Here is a 24,107-nt window from a genome sequence, read left to right on the forward strand (position 1 = left end):
CCGTGTTCCTTCGGAAGTTGGGCGGCTGGGAACGAGTGGACGGCGGCTCGGTGCGGGCCGGGAACGGCGGCCGGGAATCCAGTCACTCGCGGTTGAGGGAGCGTCAGCCAGGCGGAAGCTGTAGAAAGCGGTTGCCGTGAAGGTAGGCCGACAGGTCCCGACCTAGCAAGAGGCGTGCGGGAGTTTATTGCGCCAGGTGGGGAAAACCGCTGGTAGGAGACGGTAACCGGTTACGAAACGATCGCATTCCCCGGTGATGTTCTGCGGTGCGTGCGGCGCCTGGACGGTGCGTGAGCGCCTTGCCTGGAAGGTGCGTGCGTGACTGGAAGGTGCGTCGGTTGCCTGGATGGTGCGTCAGAGTCCGGACGGTGCGTCAGAGTCTGGACGGTGCCTCAGTGTCTGGACGGCGGCTGCACGGAGTTGCGGACGACGACATGGGTGCCCAGGACGAGGTGGTCGCCGTCGCTGCCCTTGCGGCGGCCCGAGCCGCCCTCGCGCCGGTCGGCCACCGCGCGCAGGGCCACCCGGCCCATCTCCTCGTACGGCACGTGCACGGTGGTCAGCTGGGGTGTGAGCTGGGAGGCGAGCGGGATGTCGTCGTAGCCGACGATCGACACGTCCTCCGGCACCCGCAGTCCGGCCGCGCGCAGGGCCTGCATGGCGCCGGCGGCGACCACGTCCGTGCCCGCGAGTACCGCTGTGAAGTCCGGCGTCTCGTGCAGGGCCGCCTCGACGGCGCTGTACCCGTGCTCGTCGTCGTAGGGACCGTGCCGCACCATGCCCGAGTCGAAGGGCACGCCATAGGCCTCGAAGGCCCGCTCGGCGCCTCTCAACCGGCCCTGCGCAGTGGTGAGTTCGGCATGGCCCGGCAGCACCAGGACCCTGCGGTGGCCGGCCGACAGCAGATGGCTGGCCATCGCGTAGGCGCCGCCCTCGTTGTCGTAGTCGACCGTCGTGGCCGGGACGTCGCCCTCCAGGGGCGGTCGGCCCACCAGGACGAGATGGGAGCCGGCCGCGTCGAGGGAACGGGCGAAGCGGGCCATCCGCAGCTGGTACTCGTCGTAGTCGTAGGCACCGCCGAGCAGTACCACCGCGGCCACGCCCTGCTGGCGCATGAGGTTGACCAGCGCGAGTTCCCGTTCCGGGTCGTCGCCGGTGGTGCCGACCAGGGAGAGCCAGCCGCGCAGTGTCGCCGCGCCTTCGACTCCTTTGGCCACGTGGGCGAACGCGGAGCCGGTGATGTTGTTGATGAGGATGGCGACCGTCGGTGTACCACCGCCCGCGAGGGAGCGGGCGTGGGCGTTGGTGACGTAGTCCAGGTCCCCCACGACCTTCATCACCCGGCGGCGCAGGTCCTCCGACACCGGGTAGTTGCCGGACAGCACGCGCGACACGCTCGCGACGGAGACCCCTGCACGCTCCGCCACGTCGCGGATGGTGGCCCGTCCGGCGTCCCCGGACGCCTTGCGCTGACTCACCGCGGCTCCTTCACCCTCACGAATTCCCCACCGGCCGAATGGGGGTGCGGTCGCTTGCCCTACGGCCGGAGACGATGCCTCTCGCCGAACAACCCGGGAACCGGAACCGGCCCCCTTGCCGGTCGGCCAGAAGCCACGCCCCCAGCCGGTGCGGAAACCGTATCCCATTGTTTCTCCGGGGGGAGGGGCTGCGTCTGTGGGGGGTGGTGTGGCCGGGCGGGGGAGAGGTGGGGTGGCTGAGCACGGCAGGGGCCGTCCGGCGGGGCCGGGAACGGGGGCATGCCTGAGCGCGGGCCGGACGACGCCCGTCGGCGAGGGGTCGAGTGGCACTTGTCGACGGCGAGGGATGGATGGCGCTCGTCGTCGGCGGGAGATGGGCGGTGCCCTTGACCGGTGAGGGACAGGCGGCTGTCGTCGACGTCCAGGGACGTCCGGTGGCCGTCGACGGGGGGCCCGGCGTCGGTGTCCGCGTCGCGGCCGGGCTGCGGGTGCCGGCCCTCATGCCACACGCGCCAGGTCCGAGTGCCGTACCTCGTGGGCCGGAGGCAGGCCCGCGACGAGGCGTTCCAGTTCCTCCACGACGATACGGCCGAGGCGTTCCAGCTCGTTGCCGAGTGAGCCCGCGATGTGCGGGGTGAGGATGACGTTCGGCAGGCGGTAGAGCGGGGAACCGGCGGGCAGCGGCTCGGGTTCGGTGACGTCGAGAATCGCGTGCAGCCGGCCGGCCACCAGCTCGTCGGTGAGCGCGTCCGGGTCGATCAGGGCGCCGCGCGAGGTGTTGATCAGAACGCCGCCGTCCCGGATCAGCGCGAGTCGGCCGGCGTCGAGCATGCGGTAGGTCTCGGGGATGTCGGGCGCGTGTAGCGACACGATGTCGCTGTGCCGCAACAGGTCGTCCAGCGGCAGGAGTTCGGCTCCGAGGGCGGCCGCCTCGGTGGTGCCGACGTAGGGGTCGTGGAGCAGGACCGTGAAGTCGAACGGCCGGAGCAGTTCGAGCAGCCGACGGCCCACACGTGAGGCACCGATGACACCGATCCGGCGGCCGACGTTGCCCGTGTGCGCGGTCTCGGCGTCGGTCGGGTAGGTGTGGGTGACGCGGAAGCGCTCGCGGTGGGCGAAGGTGTCCTTTCCGGCGAGCAGGATCATGGCGAGGGTGTACTCCGCGACCGGCAGGGCGTTGCCCGTCACCGCGCTGGAGACCGTGATCCCACGCTCCCACAGGGCCTCGCCCACCAGTGAACGGACCGAGCCCGCGGCGTGCAGGACGGTGCGCAGGCGGGGTGCGGCCGCCAGGACGCCGGTGTCGAGGGCGGGGCAGCCCCACCCGGTGATCAGTACCTCGGCCCGGGCGAGCGTCTGAGCGGCCGCCGGATCGGCGAAGTCCCGTACGACGAAGGAGGGGTCGAGGTCGGACGCCTGCCTCAGCCGGGCCATGAGCGGCGGAGGGAAGAGCAGCGGAAGGTGTACCGGATCCATCGCGAACACGGCCCTCGGCGGCTGGGGGTGGGGCATGGCTCTCCTGACACGCTGGACGACAGATGGATGACTGGTGGACAGCTGGTGGACGACACGGGTGTGGCGCAGGTGTGGCACAGGGGTGACGCACCTGCCAGGAAACATTTTCAGAAAGCGCCTTCTACCGTAGATCTGTTGAGAAGCGGCGGTCAATCCGTGGAGTGAGAGGCGTGAGGACGGCCCGCGATGAGGGTGGCGGACCGTGGTTCCGTTCCGAGCCGAAATCGGTTACTGCGGTTTCCCGGTGGGGGTCGCGCCCTGAATCCGACCTTGACAACCGGTTGCCCTCCTGACCAGCACCGGAGCCACTTGGGCCTCCTGGGTCCAGTGCGACCAGTTTTCGAAAACTCGCCATTCCTCTTGACGTGCCGCGCTCTCCGGCGGACGCTCCCTGCGCCGCGTAGCAACCGTTTCCCGAAACATTCGCATGCCGTATACGCCCGTCGTGTGCCCGGTTCCCGTCATCCATCTCGACGAAGAGAGTGGGTAGTTCATGAACACGCCCCTGTCACGCCGTGCCGCTCTGCAGGCGGCCGGTGCCACCGTGGCCACCACCGGCCTGGCGGGCGGTCCGACGGCCACCGCGGCTCACGCGGACACGGCCGGATCCGCGCCGATGCTGGTCACCTATCCCCGCCCGTCCGCCATGCCGACCACCACCAGCTTCAAGGTCCGGGTGCGCCCCGCGCCCGGCGGCGACTGGCAGACCCTCGACATCTACCGGCCGCAGCTGGCGGAGATCAACGCCGACACCGGCTCCGCCAGGATCTACAACTCCTCGATGGTGTACTTCGACTTCCAGGGCTCCGCCGAAGTCGAGGTGACGTACCTCAAGGGCGGTACCACCAAGGCCCGGGTGAGACCGGACGCGTTGGGCATCAAGCCCGAACTCGGCGGTGACACCCTGGTGTTCACGCTGGACGAGCCGAAGGACGTGGTCGTCCAGATCAATGACGAGATCTTCGACTGTCTGCACGTCATCACCAACCATGTCGACCACCACCCGTGCACCGCCGACGACCCGGACGTCATCTACTTCGGCCCCGGCGTGCACACCGTCACCGGCAACGTCCTCACCGTCCCCAGCGGCAAGACCGTCTATCTCGCGGGCGGCGCGGTCCTCCAGGCGCAGGTGTTCTTCAAGAACGTGGAGAAGGCCGCGCTGAAGGGGCACGGCGTGATCCACGGGGGCCCCGGCGCGATCCTCTGCGAGGGCAGCAAGAACATCCGCGTCGAGAACGTCATCATCATGAACCCGAACGGCTACGCCGGCACGTTCGGCATGAGCGAGAACGTGCACGTCAGGAAGGCGCGTGCGTTCAGCTCGAAGGGCAACGGAGACGGTTTCGACGTCTTCTCCTCGACCGGGATCACCTTCGACGGCTGCTTCATGCGCACCTCCGACGACTGCTTCGCCATCTACTGCCACCGCTGGGACTACTACGGCGACACCAGGAACATCACCATCCAGAACTGCTTGCTCTGGGCGGATGTCGCCCACCCGGTCAACATCGGCACGCATGGCAACACCGACGCACCCGAGACGCTCGAGAACCTGCTCATCAAGAACATCGACGTCCTCGACCACCGCGAGCCCCAGATGAACTACCAGGGCTGCATCGCCCTCAACCCCGGCGACTCCAACCTCATCAGGAACGTCCGTATCGAGGACGTCCGTATCGAGGACTTCCGCTGGGGCCAGGTCATCTACATGAAGGTGATGTTCAACCCGAAGTACAACACCTCCGTCGGGCGCGGCATCCAGGACGTCTACGTCAAGAACCTCAGCTACACGGGCACCCACGCCGAGCCGGCGCTGTTCCTCGGTTACGACGCCGACCGCCCCATCGACAGAGTCACCTTCGAGAACCTGGTGATCAACGGTGTGGTCGTCGCCGACTCGATGAAGAAGCCGGCCTGGTACTACACCACCGACGCGGTCCAGTGGTTCTACAACGAGCACGTCACGAACCTGAAGTTCCTCACGTCCGCCGAGGCAGAGGCGGCCGCAGCGTCATGACGATCCCCGCACCCAGCCGCCGGTGCTTCCTCGGCGGCACGGCCGCCCTGCTGATGGCCTCCGGTGCGAGCGGTCTGCTCGTGCCCGGCGCCGCGCAGGCCGCCGAACAGAACCACACCGGTCACCGGGCCTTCGCCCACCCCGGGCTCCTGCACACAGCGGCCGACCTCGCCCGTATGAAGGCAGCGGTCGCCGCCAAGCAGTCCCCTGTCCACGACGGGTACCTGGCATTCGCGGCCCACGCCCGCTCCTCGTCCTCGTACGCCGTGCAGAACACCGGCCAGATCACCAGTTGGGGCCGTGGCCCGAGCAACTTCCAGAACCAGGCCGTCGCGGACTCGGCCGCCGCCTACCAGAACGCCCTCATGTGGTCGGTCACGGGCGAGAGGGCCCACGCGGACAAGGCCCGCGACATCCTCAACGCCTGGTCGCACTCGCTGACGGCGATCACCGGTGCGGACGGCCCTCTCGGCGCGGGGCTGCAGGCCTTCAAGTTCGTCAACGCGGCCGAACTGCTGCGCCACAGCGACTACGACGGCTGGACGGACTCGGACATCGCCCGCTGCGAGCGGTCCCTTCTCGACGTCTGGTATCCGGCCGTGTCCGGCTACATGCTCTACGCCAACGGGAACTGGGATCTGACGGCCATTCAGGCCATTCTGGCCATCGGCGTGTTCTGCGAGGAACCCGTGCTCTTCGAGGACGCCCTGCGCTTCGCCGCGGCCGGCGCGGGCAACGGCAGCATCCCGCACCGCATCGTCACCGCCGCCGGTCAGGGCCAGGAGGCAGGCCGCGACCAGGGCCACGAACAGCTCGCCGTCGGCCTGACCGGTGACATCGCCCAGGTCGCCTGGAACCAGGGCATCGACCTGTGGGGCCACGACGAGAACCGCATCCTCGCCAACTTCGAGTACACCGCCCGCTACAACCTCGGCGGCGACGTCCCCTTCACCCCCGCCCTCGACCGCACCGGCAAGTACATCAAGACCCACGTCTCCGCCGTCGCTCGCGGTGCCCTGCCGCCGGTCTACGAGATGGCCTACGCCCACTACGCCGGCGTCCGCGGCCTCGACGCCCCGAACACGAAGGCCGCCGTCTTCCGCGGCACCGGCGGCGCCCGCCTCGTCGAGGGCAGCAACGACGACCTGCCCGGCTGGGGCACCTTCACCTACGCCGGCGCGACAGCCCCGGCGTCGACCGTGCCGGCCGCTCCGGCGGGCGTCACCGCCGTCGGCACCGACAGGGCCGTCACCGTGAGCTGGCTGCCGTCCACCTGGGCGAGCAGCTACACCGTCCGCCGGGCCGCGCACCCCGAGGGGCCGTACGAGGAGATCGCCAGGGGAGTCGACAAGCCGGCCTACAGCGACGGCGGCGCGCATCGGGGGCGGACGTACTACTACATGGTCGTCGCCGCCAACTCCCAAGGCAGCAGCGGGGATTCAAGTGTCGTCGCGGCCACGGCCGGCCTCCCGGAGCCCTGGTCCACCCGCGACCTCGGCGATGTGAAGATCCCCGGTTCGGCCGCCTTCGACGGCGAGCGCTTCGTCCTGGAGGCGAGCGGCACCTCGGACACCTGCCGACTGGTGCATGTGCCGCTGAGCGGCGACGGCACGGTCACCGCGCGGATCGTGTGGCCGCTCAGCTCCCAGTACTCCAGGATCGGCGTCACCCTCCGAGCCTCCCTCGACGCCGAGGCCGCGCACGCCGCCATGCTGATCCAGGGGCTGCCGCTGCACACCTGGAGCGGTGTGTGGAGCGTGCGGCCCTCGGACGGGGCGGACGTCTCCGGCACCGGCAGCACACCCGTACCGCCCTCGCAGCAGGACGCCATCACCACCAACGCCGCCTTCCCGATCTCCAGCCTCGGCACCCTCCCGGAGTCCGCGACCCCGCTGGAGGCCCCGTACGTCGAGGGCGCGGGCGACGGCTACCGGCTGCGGGCGCCGTACTGGGTGCGGGTGACGCGCACGGGCCGCCGCTGCATCGGCGCCATCTCCCCGGACGGCATCCGCTGGACCGAAGTCGGCTCCACGGACGTCGGGTTGGGGCGCACCGCCTATGCCGGTCTCGTCCTCACCTCCTGCCTCGGCGTCGACGAGGAGTACGCCGAGACCGGCACCGGCGCCTTCGACAACGTCACCGTGACCTCGGCCTCACGGGACATCTGGTCGACGCCGCGCCCGGCCGGCAAGGCCGGCGGCCTCACCGCGACCAGCGGCGCCGACGCCGTCGAGCTGGCCTGGACCGACCCGGACCCCTCGGCCCGCTTCAAGGTGCTGCGCGCCACGGACGCCGACGGCCCGTACCACACCCTCGCGACCTGCATAGGCGCCGTGGGCTTCGGCACCCGCATCCGGTACGCGGACGCCACCGGCACCCCCGGCACGACGTACCACTACGTCGTCGCGGCGACCGGCTCCGGCGGCCGCGGCCCCCTCTCGGAGTCCGCGACCGCACGGATGCCCACCCCCTCGGCGCCCCACCTCACGTCGTCCGCAACGGCGTTCGCGAACGAGGGCGTTCCGTTCCGCCACCTCCTGCGTGCCTCGCACGAGCCCGTGAGGTTCGCCGCAGAAGGGCTCCCCGACGGCCTGCGCGTCGACAGGCGCACCGGCCTGATCTCCGGAACACCCCACAAGGCCGGTGAGTTCACCGTCACGACCGGCGCGGGCAACGCGGCGGGCGACGCGACCGGCACCCTCACCCTCACCGTCGGCACACCCCCGCCCACCCCCTGGACCCATGGCGACCTCGGCGACGTGATCCTCGACGACCGCGCCTACGGGACGCTCGGCGTGGTCGCGATCCGTACGCCCGGCAGCACCTCGTACGGCGACGGGACCTTCACCGTCCGCGGGGCGGGCGTCGACCTGACGGTCAACAACCAGGCAATGACAGGGCAGTTCGTACGCCGGCCCGTCACCGGTGACTGCGAGGTCACCGCCCGCCTTGTCTCCCGGGACGGAGCCACGGCGGACCGGGTGGGCCTGCTGATGGCCAAGTCGCTGTCACCGTTCGACCAGGCCGCCGGTGCGATCGTGACCGGCGGGACCAGCGCGCAGCTGATGCTGCGCAAGACCGTCGCGGGTGCCTCCGCCTTCTCCGGCACCGCGACCGTCCAACTGCCCCTGCTGCTGCGGCTGAAGCGCAACGGGACTGCCTTCACCGCGGCCGTCTCCACCGATGACGGCGCCACCTGGACGGCTCTCGCCTCGGGCGAGATCCCCGGCTTCGGTGACGCCCCCTACCACGTGGGTCTGGTGGTCTGCTCCCGCAACCCCCTGGCCCTCGGCACTGCGCAGTTCGCGGGGGTGAGCATCACCCTCGACTGATCCCCCCCACGGGTTGGAGTCGCACATCATGAGCCACACGTCCCCCCACCGCGTTTCTCAGCAACATGCCCCTGAGCCGGACGAGTTGAGCCGCCGCGGTCTGCTCAAGACCGCCGGCGGGCTCACCGCCGCGCTCGCTCTCGGGGGCTCCGCAGCCGTGCTTGCGGCAACCACCGCCGGTGCGGCCCCGGCGGCCTTCACCCACCCCGGCATGATCCACAACGCCGGCGACATCAACCGAGCCAAGGTCAGGGTCGCGGCGGGAACCGACCCCTGGCTGTCCGGCTGGAAGAAGCTGACCGCCAACTCCCACTCGCAGTCCACCTGGACGCCCAACCCGCAGGCCACCATCATCCGCGGCGGCACGGGCCAGAACTACGGCATCCTCTACAACGACATCGCCGCCGCCTACCAGAACGCCCTGCGCTGGGCCGTGGGCGGTACGGCCGCCAACGGCGACACCGCAGTCAGGATCCTCAACGCCTGGTCGTCCAAGCTGACCACCCTCACCGGCAACGCCGACCGGTTCCTCGCCGCCGGCATCTACGGCTGGGAGTTCTGCCAGGCCGCCGAACTCATGCGTGGCCACGCCGGGTTCGACCTCGCCGCCTTCCAGAAGATGATGGTCAACGTCTTCTACCCGCTCAACAACAGCTTCCTGACCAACCACAACGGCGCCTGCATCACCAACTACTGGGCCAACTGGGACCTGTGCAACATGGCCTCGATCATGGCCATCGGGATCCTCACCGACAACGCGGCCAAGTACAACCAGGCCGTCACCTACTTCAAGTCCGGCGCCGGCAACGGCTCCATCGCGCACGCGGTGCCGTTCCTCTACACCGACTCCGGCCGCTACGGTCTCGGCCAGTGGCAGGAGTCCGGCCGCGACCAGGGGCACACCATCATGGGCATGGGCCAGATGGGCGCGATCTGCGAGATGGCCTGGAACCAGGGCGACGACCTGTACTCGTACGACAGCCGTCGCTTCATGAAGGGCGCCCAGTACGTCGCCAAGTACAACCTGGGCCAAAGCGTGCCCTACACCACCTACACCTGGGGCACCGGGCAGAACTGCGCCCGGTCGTCCCAGACGGTGATCAGTTCCGGCTCCCGCGGCCAGGTACGCCCGGTGTGGGCCATGCTCCACTTCCACTACAACCGGCGCCTGTACCTCGACGACAAGTACATCTCGGCCATGTACGACCACGTCGCCCCCGAAGGCGGAGGAGGTGACTACGGCTCCACCAGCGGCGGCTTCGACCAGCTCGGCTTCGGCACCCTGATGTACGCGAAGTAACCGTGCACGTAACCGTGTACGCAACGTAGCCACGTACCCCAAGTAGCCGCCAAATCGCGCTCTGCACCGGAATACCGGGACGACCTGTGGTGCTCTGTTGTTCATGGTGCAGTAGCGCGGTGAGGAGGCTGGTGGTCGTATGACGGCAGCAATCCGGGCAGACCCCGTGGTGAGCACGCCGTACGGAGCCGTACGCGGCCGGTACGAGCACGGGATCGCGGTGTTCCGGGGCATCCCGTACGCCGCGCCCCCCTTCGGCCCGCGCCGGTTCCGGCCTCCGGTGCCTCCCCAGCCCTGGGACGGCGTGCGCGACGCGGGCGCGTTCGGGCCGACGCCGCCGAAGCCCCCGTACTCGGAGGCCTTCGAGAAGTACCTGTCCGACCCCGTCGTCCCCGGTGACGACTGCCTGAATCTGAACGTATGGACTCCCGAGCCGGGCCCCGGTGCCCGGCTCCCGGTGCTGGTGTGGCTGCATGGCGGCGCCCTGACCAGGGGATCCTCCGCTGTGCCGGTGTACGACGGGCGGACCTTCGCCCGGGACGGAGTCGTCCTCGTCTCGGTGAACTACCGGCTGGGAGTGGAGGGCTACGGACTGTTCCCGGACGCCCCCGCCAACGCCGGCCTGCGCGACCAGCTCGCCGCCGTGCAGTGGGTCCACGAGTCGATCGCGGCCTTCGGCGGCGACCCGGACCGGATCACCCTGGCCGGCCAGTCCGCGGGGGCGATCAGCACCGGCGCCCTGCTGGCCGCCCCGCAGGCACAGGGGCTGGTACGGCGGGCGGTCCTGCAGAGCGGGCCGCCCGAGGCGTCCGAGCGTGACAAGGTGCGGCGGATGGTGCGCCGCATGGCGACGCGGCTGAAGATCCCCGCCACGGCCGCGGCCTTCGCCGAGGTCGACCGCGATCTGCTGCTGCACACCCAGTCCGAGGTCGGCAAGCTCAGCAGCCCGGTGCTCGGCGGCCCCTCCTTCGGCATCGTCGTCGACAACGACCTCGTGCCGCGCGACCCGCTCGAGGCACTCGTCGACGGGGACATGGCGCGGGGCGTCGACCTGATGATGGGCTGGACCAGCGAGGAGTACCGCCTCTGGCTCGTACCCGGCGGCCTCCTGGAACGCGTCGACCGGCTGGGCGCGGTCGCCCTCGCCGGCGCCATGGCCCGCTGCCACTGCGGCACCGAGGTGCCCCGCGGCTACCGCACCCTGCACCCGCGGGCCCACACCGCCGAGATCGTCGGCCAGATGGTCACCGACCACCTGCTGCGCGTCCCGCTGCACCGGCTGGCGGACGCCCGCCCCGGCTCCTCCTACGTCTACGAGTTCGCCTGGCCCTCCGGACTCCCCGACCTCGGCGCCTGCCACGCCCTGGAGCTGGGTTTCGTCTTCGACTCGGAAGATGTGCCCGAGTCCCGCAAGCTGGCGGGCGAGGGGGCCCCGCACGATCTGGCCGACACGATGCACCGGGCCTGGGTGCGGTTCGCATCCGACGGCGACCCCGGCTGGGAGCGCTGGGACGAGACGCACCCGGTGCGGATCTTCGATGCGGGCGAGCCGCGCACCGCCCACGGCCCGCGCGATGCCGAGCTGGCCCTGTGGGCGGCCGACGCCCTCAGGACTCCGGAACCCGCACCCGCGTCGGATCCTGCCGACGGCTCACCCGCGCGAACCGCGGAACTGCGGTCGGTCGTACGACGGCTCCGCCTGCCCGGCTCCGTCCGCCGGCAGTGACCCGGCCGGTTCGCGCCGCACGTCCCCCTCCGTGCCGCACACCAGGCACAGATGGCCGAGCCGGGTCGCCTCGCGCTCCACGCCGTACGCCATGAGCGCGAACGACGGCCCCGTGATGTCCTTCAGGACAGAGGCGAGAGTGGGCGTGCCGACAGCGGCGACCGCCTGGGCGCGCGCGTCGGCGACGTAGTGCATCTCGCGCACCGCCCGCATCACCCGCGCACGGGTCTCCGCGCTCACCTGGTACACGCCGCCGAGCGCCCGCGACACCGTCGAGGCGGGATCGACCCGGAGTCGGGCGGCACGATCCCCGCGAGGCAGTGCAGCAGCGTGGACTTGCCGGACCCGGAGGGGCCCATGATGGCGACGACCTCGCCGGGGTGGACGGAGAACTCGGCGCCGTCCAGCGCGTGGGTCGGGCCGTACGCCTTGCGCAGGTCGTGCGCGATGAGCAGGGAACCGGGGGAGAAGTCGTCATCGGGTCACGGCCTCACGGAGTCTGTCGAGTCGTGCGGCGGTCAGCTCAAGCCAGCGCACGTCGGCTTCCAGGTGGAACAGGGCGTGGTCGCAGATCAGTTGATCCGCCAGGTCGCCCTTGCGCTTGCGGTCGGTGAGGATCCGCATGCTGCGCAGATGCTCGGAGCGCTGGGTGTCGAGGATCCCGGCGGCGTCGCGCCGGGTGAGCAGGGCGAGGACGACCTTGGTGTAGAGGGTCGACTGGAGGTATTCCTCCGGCTTCTCCGGGGTCGCCAGCCACCGCTGCATGTCGGTGATGCCGGCGTCGGTGATCGCGTAGCGCTTGCGCTCGGGACCGCCGCCCGCCTCGATCCCGTCGACCTCGACGAGACCGTTCTTCAGCAGTCGGGACATCGTCGCGTAGACCTGGCCGTAGTGCAGCGGCCGGTCGTGACCGAACGTCTCGTCGAAGGCCCGCTTCAGGTCGTAACCGTGTCGCGGGCCGGACTCCAGAAGCCCCAGAAGGGTGTGACCGATGGACATGACCCGCACTCTACACGTTGTGTATACGCGGCGTGTATACACCGAGTCGGCAGGTCGTGGCGGGTGTGCGACAGTGCAGGTGAGGGGCCCGGGAATGCCGGTCGCCAACGTTCGGAAACGGGCCGTCGGAAGCCTTGCGACGAGAGGGTGAGCCGCTCGACCGACGCGGTTCAGCCGATGCCGCTCAGTCGATGCCGTTCAGCCGTTGCCGTTCAGCACCCCGGCGATCCCCGTGACGGCCACCGGTCCCACCCGGCAGCACCCCCCGATGAGCCGGGCCCCCGACTCCCGCCAGCCCGAGACCTGTTCCGCGGTGAAGGACGAGCTCCCCGTCCAGGCGCGCGCCGCGGCATCCCAGGTCTCGCCACTGTTGGGATAGACGACCACCGGCTTGCCGGTGACGCGCGCGGCCGTCTCGACAGCGCCGTCCACGTCCTCGGGCGCACAGCAGTTGACGCCGACCGCGATCACCTCGTCCGCGTCGGCGGCGAGGGCGAAGGCCTCCTCCAGGGGCTGGCCGGCACGCGTCCGGCCACCGTCGACCGAGTACGAGAGCCACGCGGCCACCCCGAGCCCGCGCACCGCCCGCAGCAGCGCCCGTGCCTCGTCGGCGTCGGGGATGGTCTCCAGTGCCAGCACGTCGGGCCCGGCCGCGGCCAGCACCTCCAGTCGGGGCCGGTGGAAGTGCTCCAGCTCGTCGACGGTCAGGCCGTACCGCCCCCGGTACTCGGAACCGTCGGCGAGCATCGCCCCGTACGGGCCGACGGAGGCCGCCACCCACAGCGGCCGGGCGACCCCCTTCGCGTGCGCCTGTCGCGCCGCCTCCCGCGCCAACTCCACGCTCAGGCCGAGGAGTTCGGCCGTCCTCTCCTGCCCGATCCCCCTCTTGGCGAATCCTTCGAACGTGGCCTGGTAACTGGAGGTGATCGCCACGTCCGCGCCGGCCTCGAAGTAGGCGAGGTGCGCCTCGATGATCGCCTCGGGCCGCTCGGCGAGCAGGCGTGCCGACCACAGCTCGTCGCTCAGGTCGTGCCCGGCGGACTCGAGTTGGTTGGACATGCCGCCGTCGAGGACGACGGCCTGGGCGGCGAGGGCTTCGGCAAGGGCGGTGTCGCTGGTCATGCGATCGACGGTAGTCGAGCCGGCGCCGGACGCCACATCGCATGTGTCCACTTCATGAACAGATTGCCCACCATGTGGAATGCCGGGTTACGATCACGCCCCTCCCCTTCCCCGCCTCCCCGCCTCCTCGTCTCCCGGGAACCGTCATGACCGCCCCCAGCCCCGCCGAAGCCACCGGACCCACGGAGCCCACCGAGCCCTCCCGATCCCCGGTGGGCGAAGCCGATCCGGCCGCCGCCGCCCCGCGCCGCCGCTCCTTCGGCCTGGCCGCCGCCACCGCCCTCGTCATGGGCAACATCATCGGCGGCGGCATCTTCGCGCTGCCGGCCGCCGTCGCCCCGTACGGCACGGTCAGCCTGCTCGCCTTCGTCGTGCTGTCGGTCGCCGCCGTGCTGCTCGCCCTGCTCTTCGGCAAGCTCGCCCGGCGCAGCCCCGTCACCGGCGGTCTGTACGTCTACCCGCGCGACGCGTTCGGACCCTTCGCCGGCTTCCTGTCGGCCTGGTCGTACTGGACGATGTGCTGGGTCAGCATCGCCGCGCTCGCCGTCGCGGTCGTCGGCTATGTCGACGTCCTGATCCCGCTGCACGGCAACCACGCCCTCGAAGGCCTCGTCGCCCTGGCCGCGCTGTGGCTGCCGGCCGCCGCGAACTTCGCCGGGACGCGCTGGGTCGGTACGGTCCAGGTCGTCTCCACGGTCCTGAAGTTCGTGCCGCTGCTGCTCGTCGCCACGATCGGGCTCTTCTTCGTCGACGCGGACAACTTCGGGCCGTTCAACGCCTCCGGCCAGAGCACGCCCGGCGCGGTCGCCGCCGCGGCCGCGCTCCTCCTCTACAGCTTCCTCGGCGTCGAGTCGGCCGCGGTCAGCGCGGGCGAGGTCGAGGATCCGGAACGCAACGTGGGCCGCGCGAGCGTCCTCGGGACCGTCGCGTCCGCCCTCGTCTACATCCTCGGCATCGTCGCCGTCTTCGGCCTCGTCCCGCACGACAAGCTGGTGCACTCCGGCGCGCCCTTCGCCGACGCGGTCAACGCGATCACGGGCGGCTCCTGGGGCGGCATCGCGATCGCCCTGGTCGCCGTCGCCTCGATCACCGGCTGCCTCAACGGCTGGATCCTGATGGCCGCGCAGATGCCGTACGCCGCCGCCCGAGACGGCCTCTTCCCGAAGCCGTTCGCCAAGGTCGGCAAGGGCGGGGTGCCCGGATTCGGGGTCTGGGCCGTCGTGGTCCTCGGCACGCTCCTCATCGCCCTGAACTACACGGCGGGCCCCGACACCACCTTCCGCGTCCTCGTGCTGATCACGACGTTCACCGGCTGCGTCCCCTACCTCCTGTCGGCCGCCGCCCAGCTGTACTGGCTCGCCCGGGGCACCCGCGAGCGCGTCCGCCCCGCGGGCCTGGCCCGCGACCTGACCGTCGCCGCGCTCTCCTTCGCCTTCTCCTTCTGGCTGATCGCGGGCGCCGGTTACGCGGCCGTCTACCAGGGAGTGCTGTTCCTCTTCGCGGGCATTCCGGTGTACGTGTGGCTGCAGGGCCGGCGCCGCGAGGCGGCCGAGGAGGCGTCCGGGCCCGCCGTCTGAGGGCCGGGGGCGCGGGCTCAGCCGTTCGCCGCGTGCCGTCCGCCCCTGGGTCGACCGCCGCGCCTGCGCTTGGCCGCCGGGATCACGAGCCCGATGAGCAGTCCCACCGCCAGCACGTACGGCCACCAACCCATGCCGCTGCCGGCGGTGTTGGCGGTACGGGGGCCGGCGGCCGCCGCCGCGCCTGAGCCGGCCGTGTCCGGGCGGGCGTCCGGGGAGGGGCTGGCGGTCGTCGCCTTGAGGACCACGTCGTTTCCGTCGCCGCCCTTGTAGCTGATGCGGTAGACCGTGTCGGCGAGCTTCAGACGTGCGCCCTCCTTCAGCCCCTTGAACGTGCCGGTGGTCTTCGACCTGCCGCCGTGCTCCAGGACGGTGATACGGCGCGCGGGCTTGCTCCCGGCGGCCGAGAAGTCGAGGTCTCCGGCCAGCCGGACCGCTCCGCCCACCTTCAACGGCCGGTCTGCCAGGACCAGCGCACCCTTGGCGCTCTGCGTGTAGGCGCCGGAGACGGTGAGCCCGCCCGCGACCACGCCGTCGTTGGTCACCGCCCCCTTCACGGTGCCCTTGCCGCTCAGCGTGGTGGCCACGCGCAGTCCGGACGGCCCGGCGTCGAGCCGCGAGCCCGTCGAGCTGAGTCTGATCGCCTTGCTGCGGGCGAGGGTCGCGCCGGAGCGCAGCGCCAGGGTGCCCTTCTTGACCGTCGTCGTGCCGGTGTACGTCACCCCGCTTCCCGTCAGGGTCGCCGTGGCGGTCCCGGTCTGCGTCAGCGATCCGCTGCCGCCGATGCGGGACAGGGCCAGGGCCTTGCCCGTGTTGTTCAGCACCAGCGAGCCGTTGTCGACCACCTTGTACAGGTCACCCTTGGTGTAGAGCCCGCCGTCCCCGCCCGACCTGCCGCTGCCCAGCCGTAGTACCGCGCCCTTCTCGACCGTCGTCGATCCGTTGTAGTACTGGACGGCGGCGAAGGTCACGTCGTTGCCCCGCGTCCCCTTGATGACGATGTCCCCGGCGCCGGGCGCGGACAGCGTGTCGTGGAACCTGCCGCCGCCGATGGGAGCGCCCAGCGTCACCGGCCCGCCGTAGTCGAACGTGAGCAGCGAACGGGAGCGCGCCGCGAGCAAGTTGATGTAAACGGTCTGTGCCGTGCCCGGCATGAAGATCTTGTTGGTCGTGCCGTCGCCCCACTGGACGTTCGCGCCCTTGATGTTGGTGCCGCGCTTGTTGACGTTCTTGCGCGCGGGAGTCCAGTTCAGGGACGGGTCGCTGAGTGAGGGATTGGTGTCGCCGCCCTGGTTCGACCAGCTGTACTGGCCGGTCAGGACCACCTTGCTGCCGGGCCGGGACTGGATGTTGATGTCACTGCCGTACTCGCGCTGGTAGAAGTCCATGCCCATGGTGACGGTCTGACCGAGAGGCGTGTCCACGGTCCAGGTGCCCTGGTTGAGGACCTTGCGCATGTTCGGCAGAGATGTGGCGAACTCCGGCGCGCCGGCGTTGAGCTGCGTGCCGTTGTCGATCACCCCCGAGAAGGAGTGGGTGCCCGACAGGGCCCAGCTGCCCCAGAGGAAGCGGGGCTGTGTGATCAGGCCCGAGCCGCTGATCGTGCCCAGGTTGTAGGCGCTCGTCAGCGACAGCCGCAGCGTGCCGTCGACCCGGATGTTGTCCTGGTTGAGCCGGAACCCCGGGGTGTTGTACGGGAAGTGCCCGATCAGCCCGGTCGTCCCGCCGTGGCCGTACTGCAGGGTCGCGCCCCGCTCGACGGTGATCGCGGGTGGGTCGGCGTCGGCCGTGGTGACGTAAGGGTGGTTGCCGCCCTGGATCTTCACGGACTGCCGCTGACGGGACCTCGGCAGGGTGAAGTCGCTGTCCTTGGTGAGGACCAGCGTTCCGCCGCCGCGCACGGTGAGCGTGCCCTCGCCGCGGAACACCCCGTCGTACGTCGTCGTCCCGGACGGCACGGTGACCACGGTGTCGCCGGTGAGCGTCACGTCCTGGTCGGCGAGTACGGCGGCGGTGACATCTCGGGCACCGGCCGCCGCCGCGGGGGGAGCGGTGGTCAGCAGGGCGGCGACCGCCGTGAAGGCTCCGGCGGCGGCTGCTGTCTTGTGGGTATGGCTGCGCACGTCACAGGAGACGGAGCCGGAGGGGCGCCGATAACAGAAAGTCGGCGATCGAACGAGAATTGTCGAAAGCGCTCTCTGCGAGTCGCGTTCAAGTGGTGCCAAGTCGCGTCAGACCCGTTGACCTACTCGTTCCACACACTTACCTTTTCGACGTTCGTAATAACAGATGGTGTTCGCTATCTCGAACGTCCCCCGGGAGGCAGCCCTATGAGCCGCACCGACGACCTGCCCCAGGCTCCCCTGCCCCCAGGTCTCCCCGTCCCCAGCCGTCGCCTGGTGCTGAAGGGAGCCGCCGTGGCCGCGGGCGCCCTGGCGACCACGCCCACCGCGGCCGCGGCCGCGCCGTACCGGAAGGCGGCCCCGTTCGTGAACCCGCTCGTACGGCAGCGCGCCGACCCCTACATCCACCGTCACTCCGACGGCCACTACTACTTCACGGCCACGGCCCCCGAGTACGACCGCATCATCCTGCGCCGCGCCGCCACCCTGAACGGCCTCGCGACGGCCGCCGAGTCCGTCATCTGGACCAAGCACGCCACCGGTGTCATGGGCGCGCACATCTGGGCGCCGGAGATCCACCGCATCGGCGGCAAGTGGTACATCTACTTCGCCTCCGCGCCTGCCGAGAGCGTGTGGGACATCCGCATCTGGGTCCTGGAGAACGCCAACCGGAATCCCTTCGAGGGGACCTGGGTGGAGAGGGGGCAGGTCAAGACGGCCTGGGAGACCTTCTCCCTCGACGCCACCACCTTCACCCACCGGGGCACCCGCTATCTGGTCTGGGCTCAGCACGAGCCGGGCCAGGACAACAACACGGGCCTCTTCCTGTCGAAGATGCTGAACCCGTGGACCCTGACGGGCCCTCAGGTCCGGCTCTCCACCCCGGAGTTCGACTGGGAGTGCGTCGGCTACAAGGTCAACGAGGGCCCCGCGGTCCTCGCCCGCAACGGCCGCCTGTTCCTCTCCTACTCGGCCAGCGCCACCGACTACCACTACTGCATGGGCCTGCTGACCGCCGACGCGAACGCCGACCTGCTGAACCCGGCGAACTGGTCCAAGTCGCCGAACCCCGTCTTCACCGGCAACGACACCACCAAGCAGTACGGCCCCGGCCACAACTGCTTCACGGTCGCCGAGGACGGCCGCAGTGACGTCCTCGTCTACCACGCCCGCCAGTACAAGGAGATCACCGGCGACCCCCTGAACGACCCCAACCGCCACACCCGTGTCCAGAAGCTGGGGTGGAACCGGGACGGCACCCCCGACTTCGGCATCCCCGTGGCCGACACGGTCGCCGAGCCCGCGAAGGAGAGTGCGTAGATGAGACGTGCGTGATCATGCACAACGCGTCCACCGGCAAGTTCGTGATGTGGACGCACGGGGAGGACGGCACCGACCACAGCGAGTCCCGCGCGAGCGGCGAGTGCCTGGACGTGTCCGGCGCGTCCACCGCCAACTCCGCCGCGATCATCCCGTACACCTGCAACGGAGGCACCAACCAGCAGTGGACGCGCGGAACATGATGTTGCGTCAGGAGACGGGCTCAGGTCAGTAGGTCGATCGCGTCGATCGACGTGCCCGCGCTGAGGAAGGACGTCGACCCCGAACCGCTCGCCACATGGATCTTCAACGTGTTGTAGGCGCCGGTGTCCGTCAGCCAGGCGGACGCCGGCACGCTGTAGGTGAACGTGTGGTTGTTGCCCCGGTACGAGCCCACGGTCAGCGACCGGGTGCTCGGCTGGGAGGGCGGCGAGGGGACGGCGGAGGTCCAGTTGTCGTTGACGACGACCTGCGGGCGGCCGTTCGCGTAGGCCGTCGTCACACCGATGCGCAGGGTGTGCGCGGCGGCGGCCTGGGCGGCCGTCAGCCTGAAGTAGACGATGATGCCGCTGTTGACGTCCTTCCACAGATAGCAGGGGAAGGCCGAGGTCTCGGAGCCGCTGCCGATCACGACGTTGCCGGTCCAGGACGCGGCCCGGCTGTCGGACGGATGCGCGTACGTCATCAGGTCCGCGTTCTTGAACCCGCTCGGCGAGCCGTTCCAGTCACCGATCCGCCAGATCGCGCTCGCGTTGCCGGGGTCGTTGGAGGAGGGGATCGCGAGGGTGTTGAGCGCGGTCGTGGCGCCCGCGGTGACTGTCACCGAGCTTGTGTGGACGGCGAGTTCACCCTTGAAGACGGTGAGGGTGTACGTCCCCGGCAGGACGCCCGGAATGGAGAAGTAGCCGTCCGAGGAACGGGCCGAACCCCAGTACTGCGCGGCCGCGTTGGCGAGGCCGACGGTGTACGGGAACGCCGTGTTGCGCCCGGTGATCCCGACCCCCGCGACCTTGCCGCGACCGCTCGCCGCGACATACCCGGAGATGCCGAGCGAGTCCGCCCAGGAGGTCGTGAGGTTCGCGTGGAACAGGGACGAGGAGGGCGCGCCGCCGTCCGTGAAGGCGATGACGTAGGGGCCCTGGAGGCCGAAGCGCTGGGCCTCCGTCTGGTTCTCGCCGTAGTACAGGATCTCGTACAGGCCGCCGCCGTCGGCGCTCTGGTGGCGCAGCAGGGAGCGGTAGAAGGGGCCGCCGGAGGCCTTCTCGTGGTTGGAGCGGACCATGTAGAGCCCGACGCTCCCCGTGCTCCAGCCGATGTAGTCGTAGTCGCCGACCCGCAGCTTCGAGTAGTGCTTCGAGCGGGTCTGCCCGTCGGACTTCCGGAACACGTCCGAGGCTTCGATGGTGGTGGGCGCGTACGTGTACGAGTCGGGCTGGTCGTTGAGGAACCGGCCCGCCCTGACGCGCACGATGTAGCGGGTCGCGCTGACCGAGGTGTCGGCCTTGTTGGTCCACAGGTAGACGTTGTTCTCGCCGCTGCGGGCCGCGTAGTAGTGCTTGAGCGTGCCGTGGGCGACGGAGACCAGGATCGTCGAACCGGACTGCCTGACGGTCACCGTGGAGGCGCCGAGGCCGGATTCGATGTGCGAGTTCTTGCCGCCGTAGCCCTGGTACTCCGTGCCTTTGTAGACCAGCGAGGTCAGGTCGCCGTTGGTCTTGCTGACCTTGAAGAGCAGGCCGGCGCCGGTGTCGACGACGTAGTTCGAGCCGTCGTCGCGCCAGCCGAAGCCCGCGGCGGCCGCGTAGCCGGCGAGCGGCCCGGCCAGGGCCGTCGCGGCCGTCCCTGCGGCGGCAGCGGAACCGAGGACGAAGGTGCGGCGGCCGACCGGTCTGTTCGCGGGTTCGGACATGGGGGTGCCTCCTTCGAAAACCGTGCGGGGGTGGTGCGAGTGGTTGAGAGAGTGACAGTTGAATCGATTTCGCGAAAGGGCTTTCGCGCGCCCGGGATTGGCAATCTTGTGAAATCGGCCCAAGGTCTAGAAAGCGCTTCCATCAGCCGGTACGGTCCCTGCCGCCAGGCCTTGTCGTCCGGTCGCCGCCTCGGAGGGATTCGCGAATGAGACGTTTCAACCTCGCCGTGCTGGCGGCGCTCACACTGAGCGCCGGCCTGACCGCGGTGCCGGCCCAGGCGCACGAGGGACGACGACCCCTCGGCCTGGAGAACTGCACCGCCACCGCCTGCCACTTCCACGTCCCGCCCGGCACGTACGACGTGCGGGTCCTGCTCGGCGGCGAAGAGGCATCGAGCACCGCCGTCAGCGGCGAGACCCGGCGCTCCCTGCTCCCCGAAACCGTTCCTAAACAGTGTTCAGGAGTGACATTTGCTGCCAGCTCCTGGAACTGCGCGCATCCCGAACGGTGTTGGATGCGCTGGTCTCCCGCGTTCGCTGTGTCCCCGTCCGGCTGCGTGCATCGTGTGCACGCTCCGTGACGGGTGGGCGGGTTCCCTCATGCCCTCGTGCGCCTGGTCCGGCCTGGGCGGTCCGATGCCCCACAGCATCGCTCTGGTGCTGCGGGGGCGGTGCCGTCCGTCGCCGGATCGGGTGCCCGAGGGCGCGTCGCCCGATCGCGACGCTCGCGGCGTCGTGCCGGGACATCTTGCGAGTCTTGCCGGCCAGGGGCTTACGCCAATGCTGGTCGCCCCACATCGACGTGTACGCCGGGTCGACCGCGACGATCGACAGGCCGTGCTCGGCGGCCATGGACACCAGACGGGCCTTGAGCTTGCCTGTCGGGATGCCGGAGATGAGCTGCCGGAACCGCTTCTTGCGGCCGTGCTTCTCGCGGGTCTTCTCGGCGGTGAAGTCCAGGTTCTCGATACCGATCGCCTTGACGCCGCACCGGTTGGCCCAGTGCAGCAGCCGGCTGATGGCGTGCCGGATCTGCGCGTCGCGGTGGTCGGCGGTGCCGGACAGGTCGTAGAAGAACCGCTTCGGGTCGCCGACCGGGTTGCCGTTGCGGTCGAGCCGGTAGGCGGCGAAGTGGTCAGCGTTCGTATCGACGCCGACCATGCCCTGGGCGCGGGCTGTCTCCAACGGGACCGTCTTCACCACGGGCTTCGTCCACGAGGCGGTGATGTACCAGCGCCCGCGCTCCACATCGAGGTGGATGCGGTAGGCGACAGCACGGTTGGCTTCGACGCGGTCGCGCCACTGCGCGCCCCGGTGCTGGAACTGGACCCTGCAGGAGAGGACGTACCGGCCGAACTTGCCGTTGGCCAGATGGGCCAGTGGTGCGGGCAGCTTGATGGAGACCTCGCCATCGGGGGTGACGCGGATCGTCTCGTTCCCGTACCGCTTGCCGGACTCGCCGTCAGCAGCGAGGAACCAGCGTTCGGCTTCCCAGCGCCGGCGCCACTGGGCCTCGCTGAGCTGCGCATCCTGGAGGTTGTTGCGGTTGCCCAGCAGGCGCCGGCCGCCGCGCACGACGTGCACGACACCGGCCTCACGCTCCACGCGGGCGACATCGAGGCGGTGTTCCAGGGTCGCCAGACGGCGGGACTTGTGGCACCACTCGCCCCGACTGCGGTATCCGCCGGGTGCCCGCTTGGTGCCTTTCTCCCCGACCGGCTGCGCCAGTCGGTGCATCAGCGTCCGCACACCGGCCTCAAGCCCTTGGATGTGGGCGAGCTGACAGCGGCGGGACAGCGCCCACTGATCGTGAGTGGCCTTCGTGATCGAACCGGCCCACCGGGACGAGGAGTCGGCCGTCAGGCCCTGCTTGCGGGCGGCCCACGTGTCGCTGTCGTGGTCCAGGCCGTCGGCGCAGCGGTTCTTGAGGTCCAGCGAGGCGAGGCGTCCGAGGTGTTCACCGACCAGCCGCAACACCTTGTCGTCCACGTCGGTGAGGTGCTTGAGGCGGTCGCGTATCGCCACCCCGGACGGCCCGGGCGCGACGAACGGTGCGTCGATGGTGCGGAGCTGCTTCTTCGCCTCACTCATCGCCGGCCGCCGCTTCGAGAGCCTTCCTCGCCCGGTTCTTCGCCGACCGACGGCCGTACAGGCGGGCGCAGAACGACGTCAGTACCTCCACCATGTCCCGGACCAGGTCGTCTTCGACTTCGCCGTCATCGAGGACGACGAGTCGGCGGCCGGTCGCGGACAGGGCGGCCTCGATCAGCTCCACGTTCATCCGCCCGAGGCGGTCCTTGTGCTCGACCACGACCGTGGTCACCGCCGGATCGGCCGGCAGCCGCTTCACCTTCGCGCGGCAGCCGTTCATACCCGAGGCGATCTCGGACTCGATCCGCACAACCTTCTGTCCCGCCTCCGCCGCCCATGCCGACAGGCGAGCGGTCTGCCGCTCCAGGTCCGGCTTCCGATCGTGCGAGGAGACGCGGGCATACAGACCTACACCACCGGTCACCGAGGGTGAGGTGTTCGCTTCGATGTTCACCAGGATCGTGCGCGGCCCCACCCGGCGCGCGGGCACCGGCAAGGCGCCCTCATGAAACCAGCGATATGCCGTATGCGGGTTCACCCCCTGCGCCCGCGCCCACTCCGTCAGGTTCATATGCTGATAACGCCACCACTCCCTCATGGTTACGCACACTCAACAACCTTCCGCTGCCAGCAGTTGGCAACCCCCGCAGCGGCCGGCACCCGGGTCGCCCGCGGCTTCACCGTGAACGTCCGCACGCCGGAGGGTGAGCCGACGGGCCCGGCCGGAACTCCCGGCCTGGATCTCGTGGTCGGCGGCTTGGCCCCGGCGCTCGCGGACATCCGCGTCACGCCCGCCCGTCCCGCCCGCCGGATCTTCCTGGTCGGCGACTCCACGGTCTGCGACCAACCCGGCGACCCGTACTCCGGCTGGGGCCAGCAGTTGCCGCAATACCTCCGCAGGGGTGTTTCCGTCGCCAACTATGGGGACTCGGGGGAGAGTACGGTGACCTATCTGCAGAACCCGCAGCTCTGGGCCACGGTCCAGCCGTTGATCCGCCCCGGCGATCTGGTCCTGGTCCAGCTCGCGCACAATGACAAGACCACCGACGAGGCGACGTATCGCGCCAATGTGGAGACACTGGTGGCGGGTATACGGGAGAAGGGTGGTCGGCCGGTGCTGGTGACTCCCGTCGTGCGGCGCTGGTTCAACCCCGACGGAACCCTGAACAACGGCACCGCACTGCTGGTCAACAGCCTCGGTGTGGACCATCCTGCTGTCATCCGCTCGGTCGCGGCGGCGCGGCACGTGCCGTTGATCGACCTGACGGCGAAGACGAAGGCGCTCGTGGAGTCCCTGGGCGTGGAGGGCTCCAAGGCGATCTATCTCTACAACGAGAAAAAGGACAACACCCACACCTCCGTCCACGGTGCCACGGTGTACGCGGGACTTGTCCGCGACGCACTCGTCGCCCAGCATCTGGTGCCGAAGGGCCTGGTGCGGGTGGGATGAACCCCTGGGGCGTCCCGACCGGAACCGGGGCGCCCCAGGTCCCACCCTTCGTCACGTCCGTCGCCGCACGTCGTGACACGTACGTCGTGAACCCGTACGTCGTGAAGTCGCACAGCGTGAAGGCGTACGTCCTGAAGTCGCACGT

General features: G+C 70.1%; 17 protein-coding genes and 2 pseudogenes. 9 read left to right on the forward strand and 10 right to left on the reverse strand.

All coding sequences use genetic code 11. The features are described from left to right. Window positions 1-392: 392 nt before the first annotated feature. Window positions 393-1,478: a LacI family DNA-binding transcriptional regulator gene (locus ACYUED_RS34485; protein ID WP_491288509.1), complete on the reverse strand. Its 1,086-nt coding sequence runs from the start codon at window positions 1,476-1,478 to the stop codon at window positions 393-395. 498 nt (window positions 1,479-1,976) lie between these two features. Beyond that, entirely contained in the window at window positions 1,977-2,990 is a 1,014-nt protein-coding gene (locus ACYUED_RS34490) for a hydroxyacid dehydrogenase (RefSeq protein ID WP_491288510.1), read from the reverse strand. Window positions 2,991-3,486: 496 nt separating this feature from the next. Here ACYUED_RS34490 and ACYUED_RS34495 point away from each other — a divergent pair, with 496 nt between their 5' ends. From ACYUED_RS34495 to ACYUED_RS34510, 4 genes are all read left to right on the forward strand, one after another. Continuing rightward, a complete protein-coding gene (locus ACYUED_RS34495) occupies window positions 3,487-5,013 on the forward strand; it encodes a glycosyl hydrolase family 28 protein (protein WP_491288511.1) in 1,527 nt (508 codons plus the stop codon). Beyond that, window positions 5,010-8,345, forward strand: a complete 3,336-nt coding sequence (locus ACYUED_RS34500; RefSeq protein ID WP_491288512.1) for an alginate lyase family protein — start codon at window positions 5,010-5,012, stop codon at window positions 8,343-8,345. The genes ACYUED_RS34495 and ACYUED_RS34500 overlap by 4 nt, the downstream gene beginning before the upstream one ends. A gap of 28 nt (window positions 8,346-8,373) precedes the next feature. Then, entirely contained in the window at window positions 8,374-9,645 is a 1,272-nt protein-coding gene (locus ACYUED_RS34505; protein WP_491288513.1) for an alginate lyase family protein, read from the forward strand. Between the two features lie 139 nt (window positions 9,646-9,784). Then, the gene (locus ACYUED_RS34510) at window positions 9,785-11,371 is read left to right on the forward strand and encodes a carboxylesterase/lipase family protein (RefSeq protein WP_491288514.1); all 1,587 of its coding nucleotides are present in this window, start codon (window positions 9,785-9,787) and stop codon (window positions 11,369-11,371) included. Here ACYUED_RS34510 and ACYUED_RS34515 read toward each other — a convergent pair. From ACYUED_RS34515 to mmuM, 4 genes and pseudogenes are all read right to left on the reverse strand, one after another. Then, window positions 11,297-11,641: a hypothetical protein gene (locus ACYUED_RS34515; protein WP_491288515.1), complete on the reverse strand. Its 345-nt coding sequence runs from the start codon at window positions 11,639-11,641 to the stop codon at window positions 11,297-11,299. The two genes, ACYUED_RS34510 and ACYUED_RS34515, sit on opposite strands and share 75 nt — an antisense overlap. Before the next feature lie 11 nt (window positions 11,642-11,652). Beyond that, window positions 11,653-11,826: pseudogene (locus ACYUED_RS34520) on the reverse strand (ATP-binding cassette domain-containing protein); the annotation flags it as partial. A gap of 19 nt (window positions 11,827-11,845) precedes the next feature. Then, window positions 11,846-12,370 carry a PadR family transcriptional regulator gene (locus tag ACYUED_RS34525; RefSeq protein WP_491288516.1) on the reverse strand — a complete coding sequence of 175 codons (525 nt, stop codon included), beginning with the start codon at window positions 12,368-12,370 and terminating at the stop codon, window positions 11,846-11,848. Window positions 12,371-12,568: 198 nt separating this feature from the next. Continuing rightward, complete coding sequence (mmuM, locus tag ACYUED_RS34530; protein WP_491288517.1) at window positions 12,569-13,492, reverse strand: homocysteine S-methyltransferase; 924 nt, start codon at window positions 13,490-13,492, stop codon at window positions 12,569-12,571. A gap of 146 nt (window positions 13,493-13,638) precedes the next feature. Here mmuM and ACYUED_RS34535 point away from each other — a divergent pair, with 146 nt between their 5' ends. After that, window positions 13,639-15,069, forward strand: a complete 1,431-nt coding sequence (locus ACYUED_RS34535) for an amino acid permease (protein ID WP_491288518.1) — start codon at window positions 13,639-13,641, stop codon at window positions 15,067-15,069. 17 nt (window positions 15,070-15,086) lie between these two features. Here the strand turns inward: ACYUED_RS34535 and ACYUED_RS34540 are convergent, their stop codons facing one another. Beyond that, the gene (locus ACYUED_RS34540; RefSeq protein WP_491288519.1) at window positions 15,087-17,192 is read right to left on the reverse strand and encodes an autotransporter; all 2,106 of its coding nucleotides are present in this window, start codon (window positions 17,190-17,192) and stop codon (window positions 15,087-15,089) included. A gap of 207 nt (window positions 17,193-17,399) precedes the next feature. On the opposite strand from ACYUED_RS34540, the gene ACYUED_RS34545 reads away from it, so the two are divergent. Both ACYUED_RS34545 and ACYUED_RS34550 read left to right on the forward strand, forming a co-directional pair. Beyond that, window positions 17,400-18,512 carry a glycoside hydrolase family 43 protein gene (locus ACYUED_RS34545; protein WP_491288520.1) on the forward strand — a complete coding sequence of 371 codons (1,113 nt, stop codon included), beginning with the start codon at window positions 17,400-17,402 and terminating at the stop codon, window positions 18,510-18,512. Window positions 18,513-18,529: 17 nt separating this feature from the next. Next, window positions 18,530-18,715 carry an RICIN domain-containing protein gene (locus ACYUED_RS34550; RefSeq protein ID WP_491294563.1) on the forward strand — a complete coding sequence of 62 codons (186 nt, stop codon included), beginning with the start codon at window positions 18,530-18,532 and terminating at the stop codon, window positions 18,713-18,715. 20 nt (window positions 18,716-18,735) lie between these two features. Here ACYUED_RS34550 and ACYUED_RS34555 read toward each other — a convergent pair whose 3' ends face one another. Next, a complete protein-coding gene (locus ACYUED_RS34555) occupies window positions 18,736-20,421 on the reverse strand; it encodes a rhamnogalacturonan lyase B N-terminal domain-containing protein (protein ID WP_491288521.1) in 1,686 nt (561 codons plus the stop codon). A 206-nt stretch (window positions 20,422-20,627) separates the two neighbouring features. Here ACYUED_RS34555 and ACYUED_RS34560 point away from each other — a divergent pair. After that, window positions 20,628-20,864: pseudogene (locus tag ACYUED_RS34560) on the forward strand (carbohydrate esterase); the annotation flags it as partial. Window positions 20,865-20,868: 4 nt separating this feature from the next. On the opposite strand, the gene ACYUED_RS34565 reads toward ACYUED_RS34560, so the two are convergent. Both ACYUED_RS34565 and ACYUED_RS34570 read right to left on the reverse strand, forming a co-directional pair. Next, window positions 20,869-22,512: a nuclease/transposase family protein gene (locus tag ACYUED_RS34565; protein WP_491288522.1), complete on the reverse strand. Its 1,644-nt coding sequence runs from the start codon at window positions 22,510-22,512 to the stop codon at window positions 20,869-20,871. Beyond that, on the reverse strand, window positions 22,505-23,083 hold the full coding sequence (locus ACYUED_RS34570; RefSeq protein WP_491288523.1) for an IS607 family transposase: 579 nt from the start codon (window positions 23,081-23,083) through the stop codon (window positions 22,505-22,507). The genes ACYUED_RS34565 and ACYUED_RS34570 overlap by 8 nt, the downstream gene beginning before the upstream one ends. A gap of 63 nt (window positions 23,084-23,146) precedes the next feature. On the opposite strand from ACYUED_RS34570, the gene ACYUED_RS34575 reads away from it, so the two are divergent. Continuing rightward, window positions 23,147-23,962, forward strand: coding sequence for a rhamnogalacturonan acetylesterase (locus tag ACYUED_RS34575; RefSeq protein WP_491288524.1), 816 nt, complete (start codon window positions 23,147-23,149; stop codon window positions 23,960-23,962). The last annotated feature ends 145 nt before the right edge of the window (window positions 23,963-24,107 follow it).

It is taken from the genome of Streptomyces sp. DF42, from assembly GCF_058267695.1.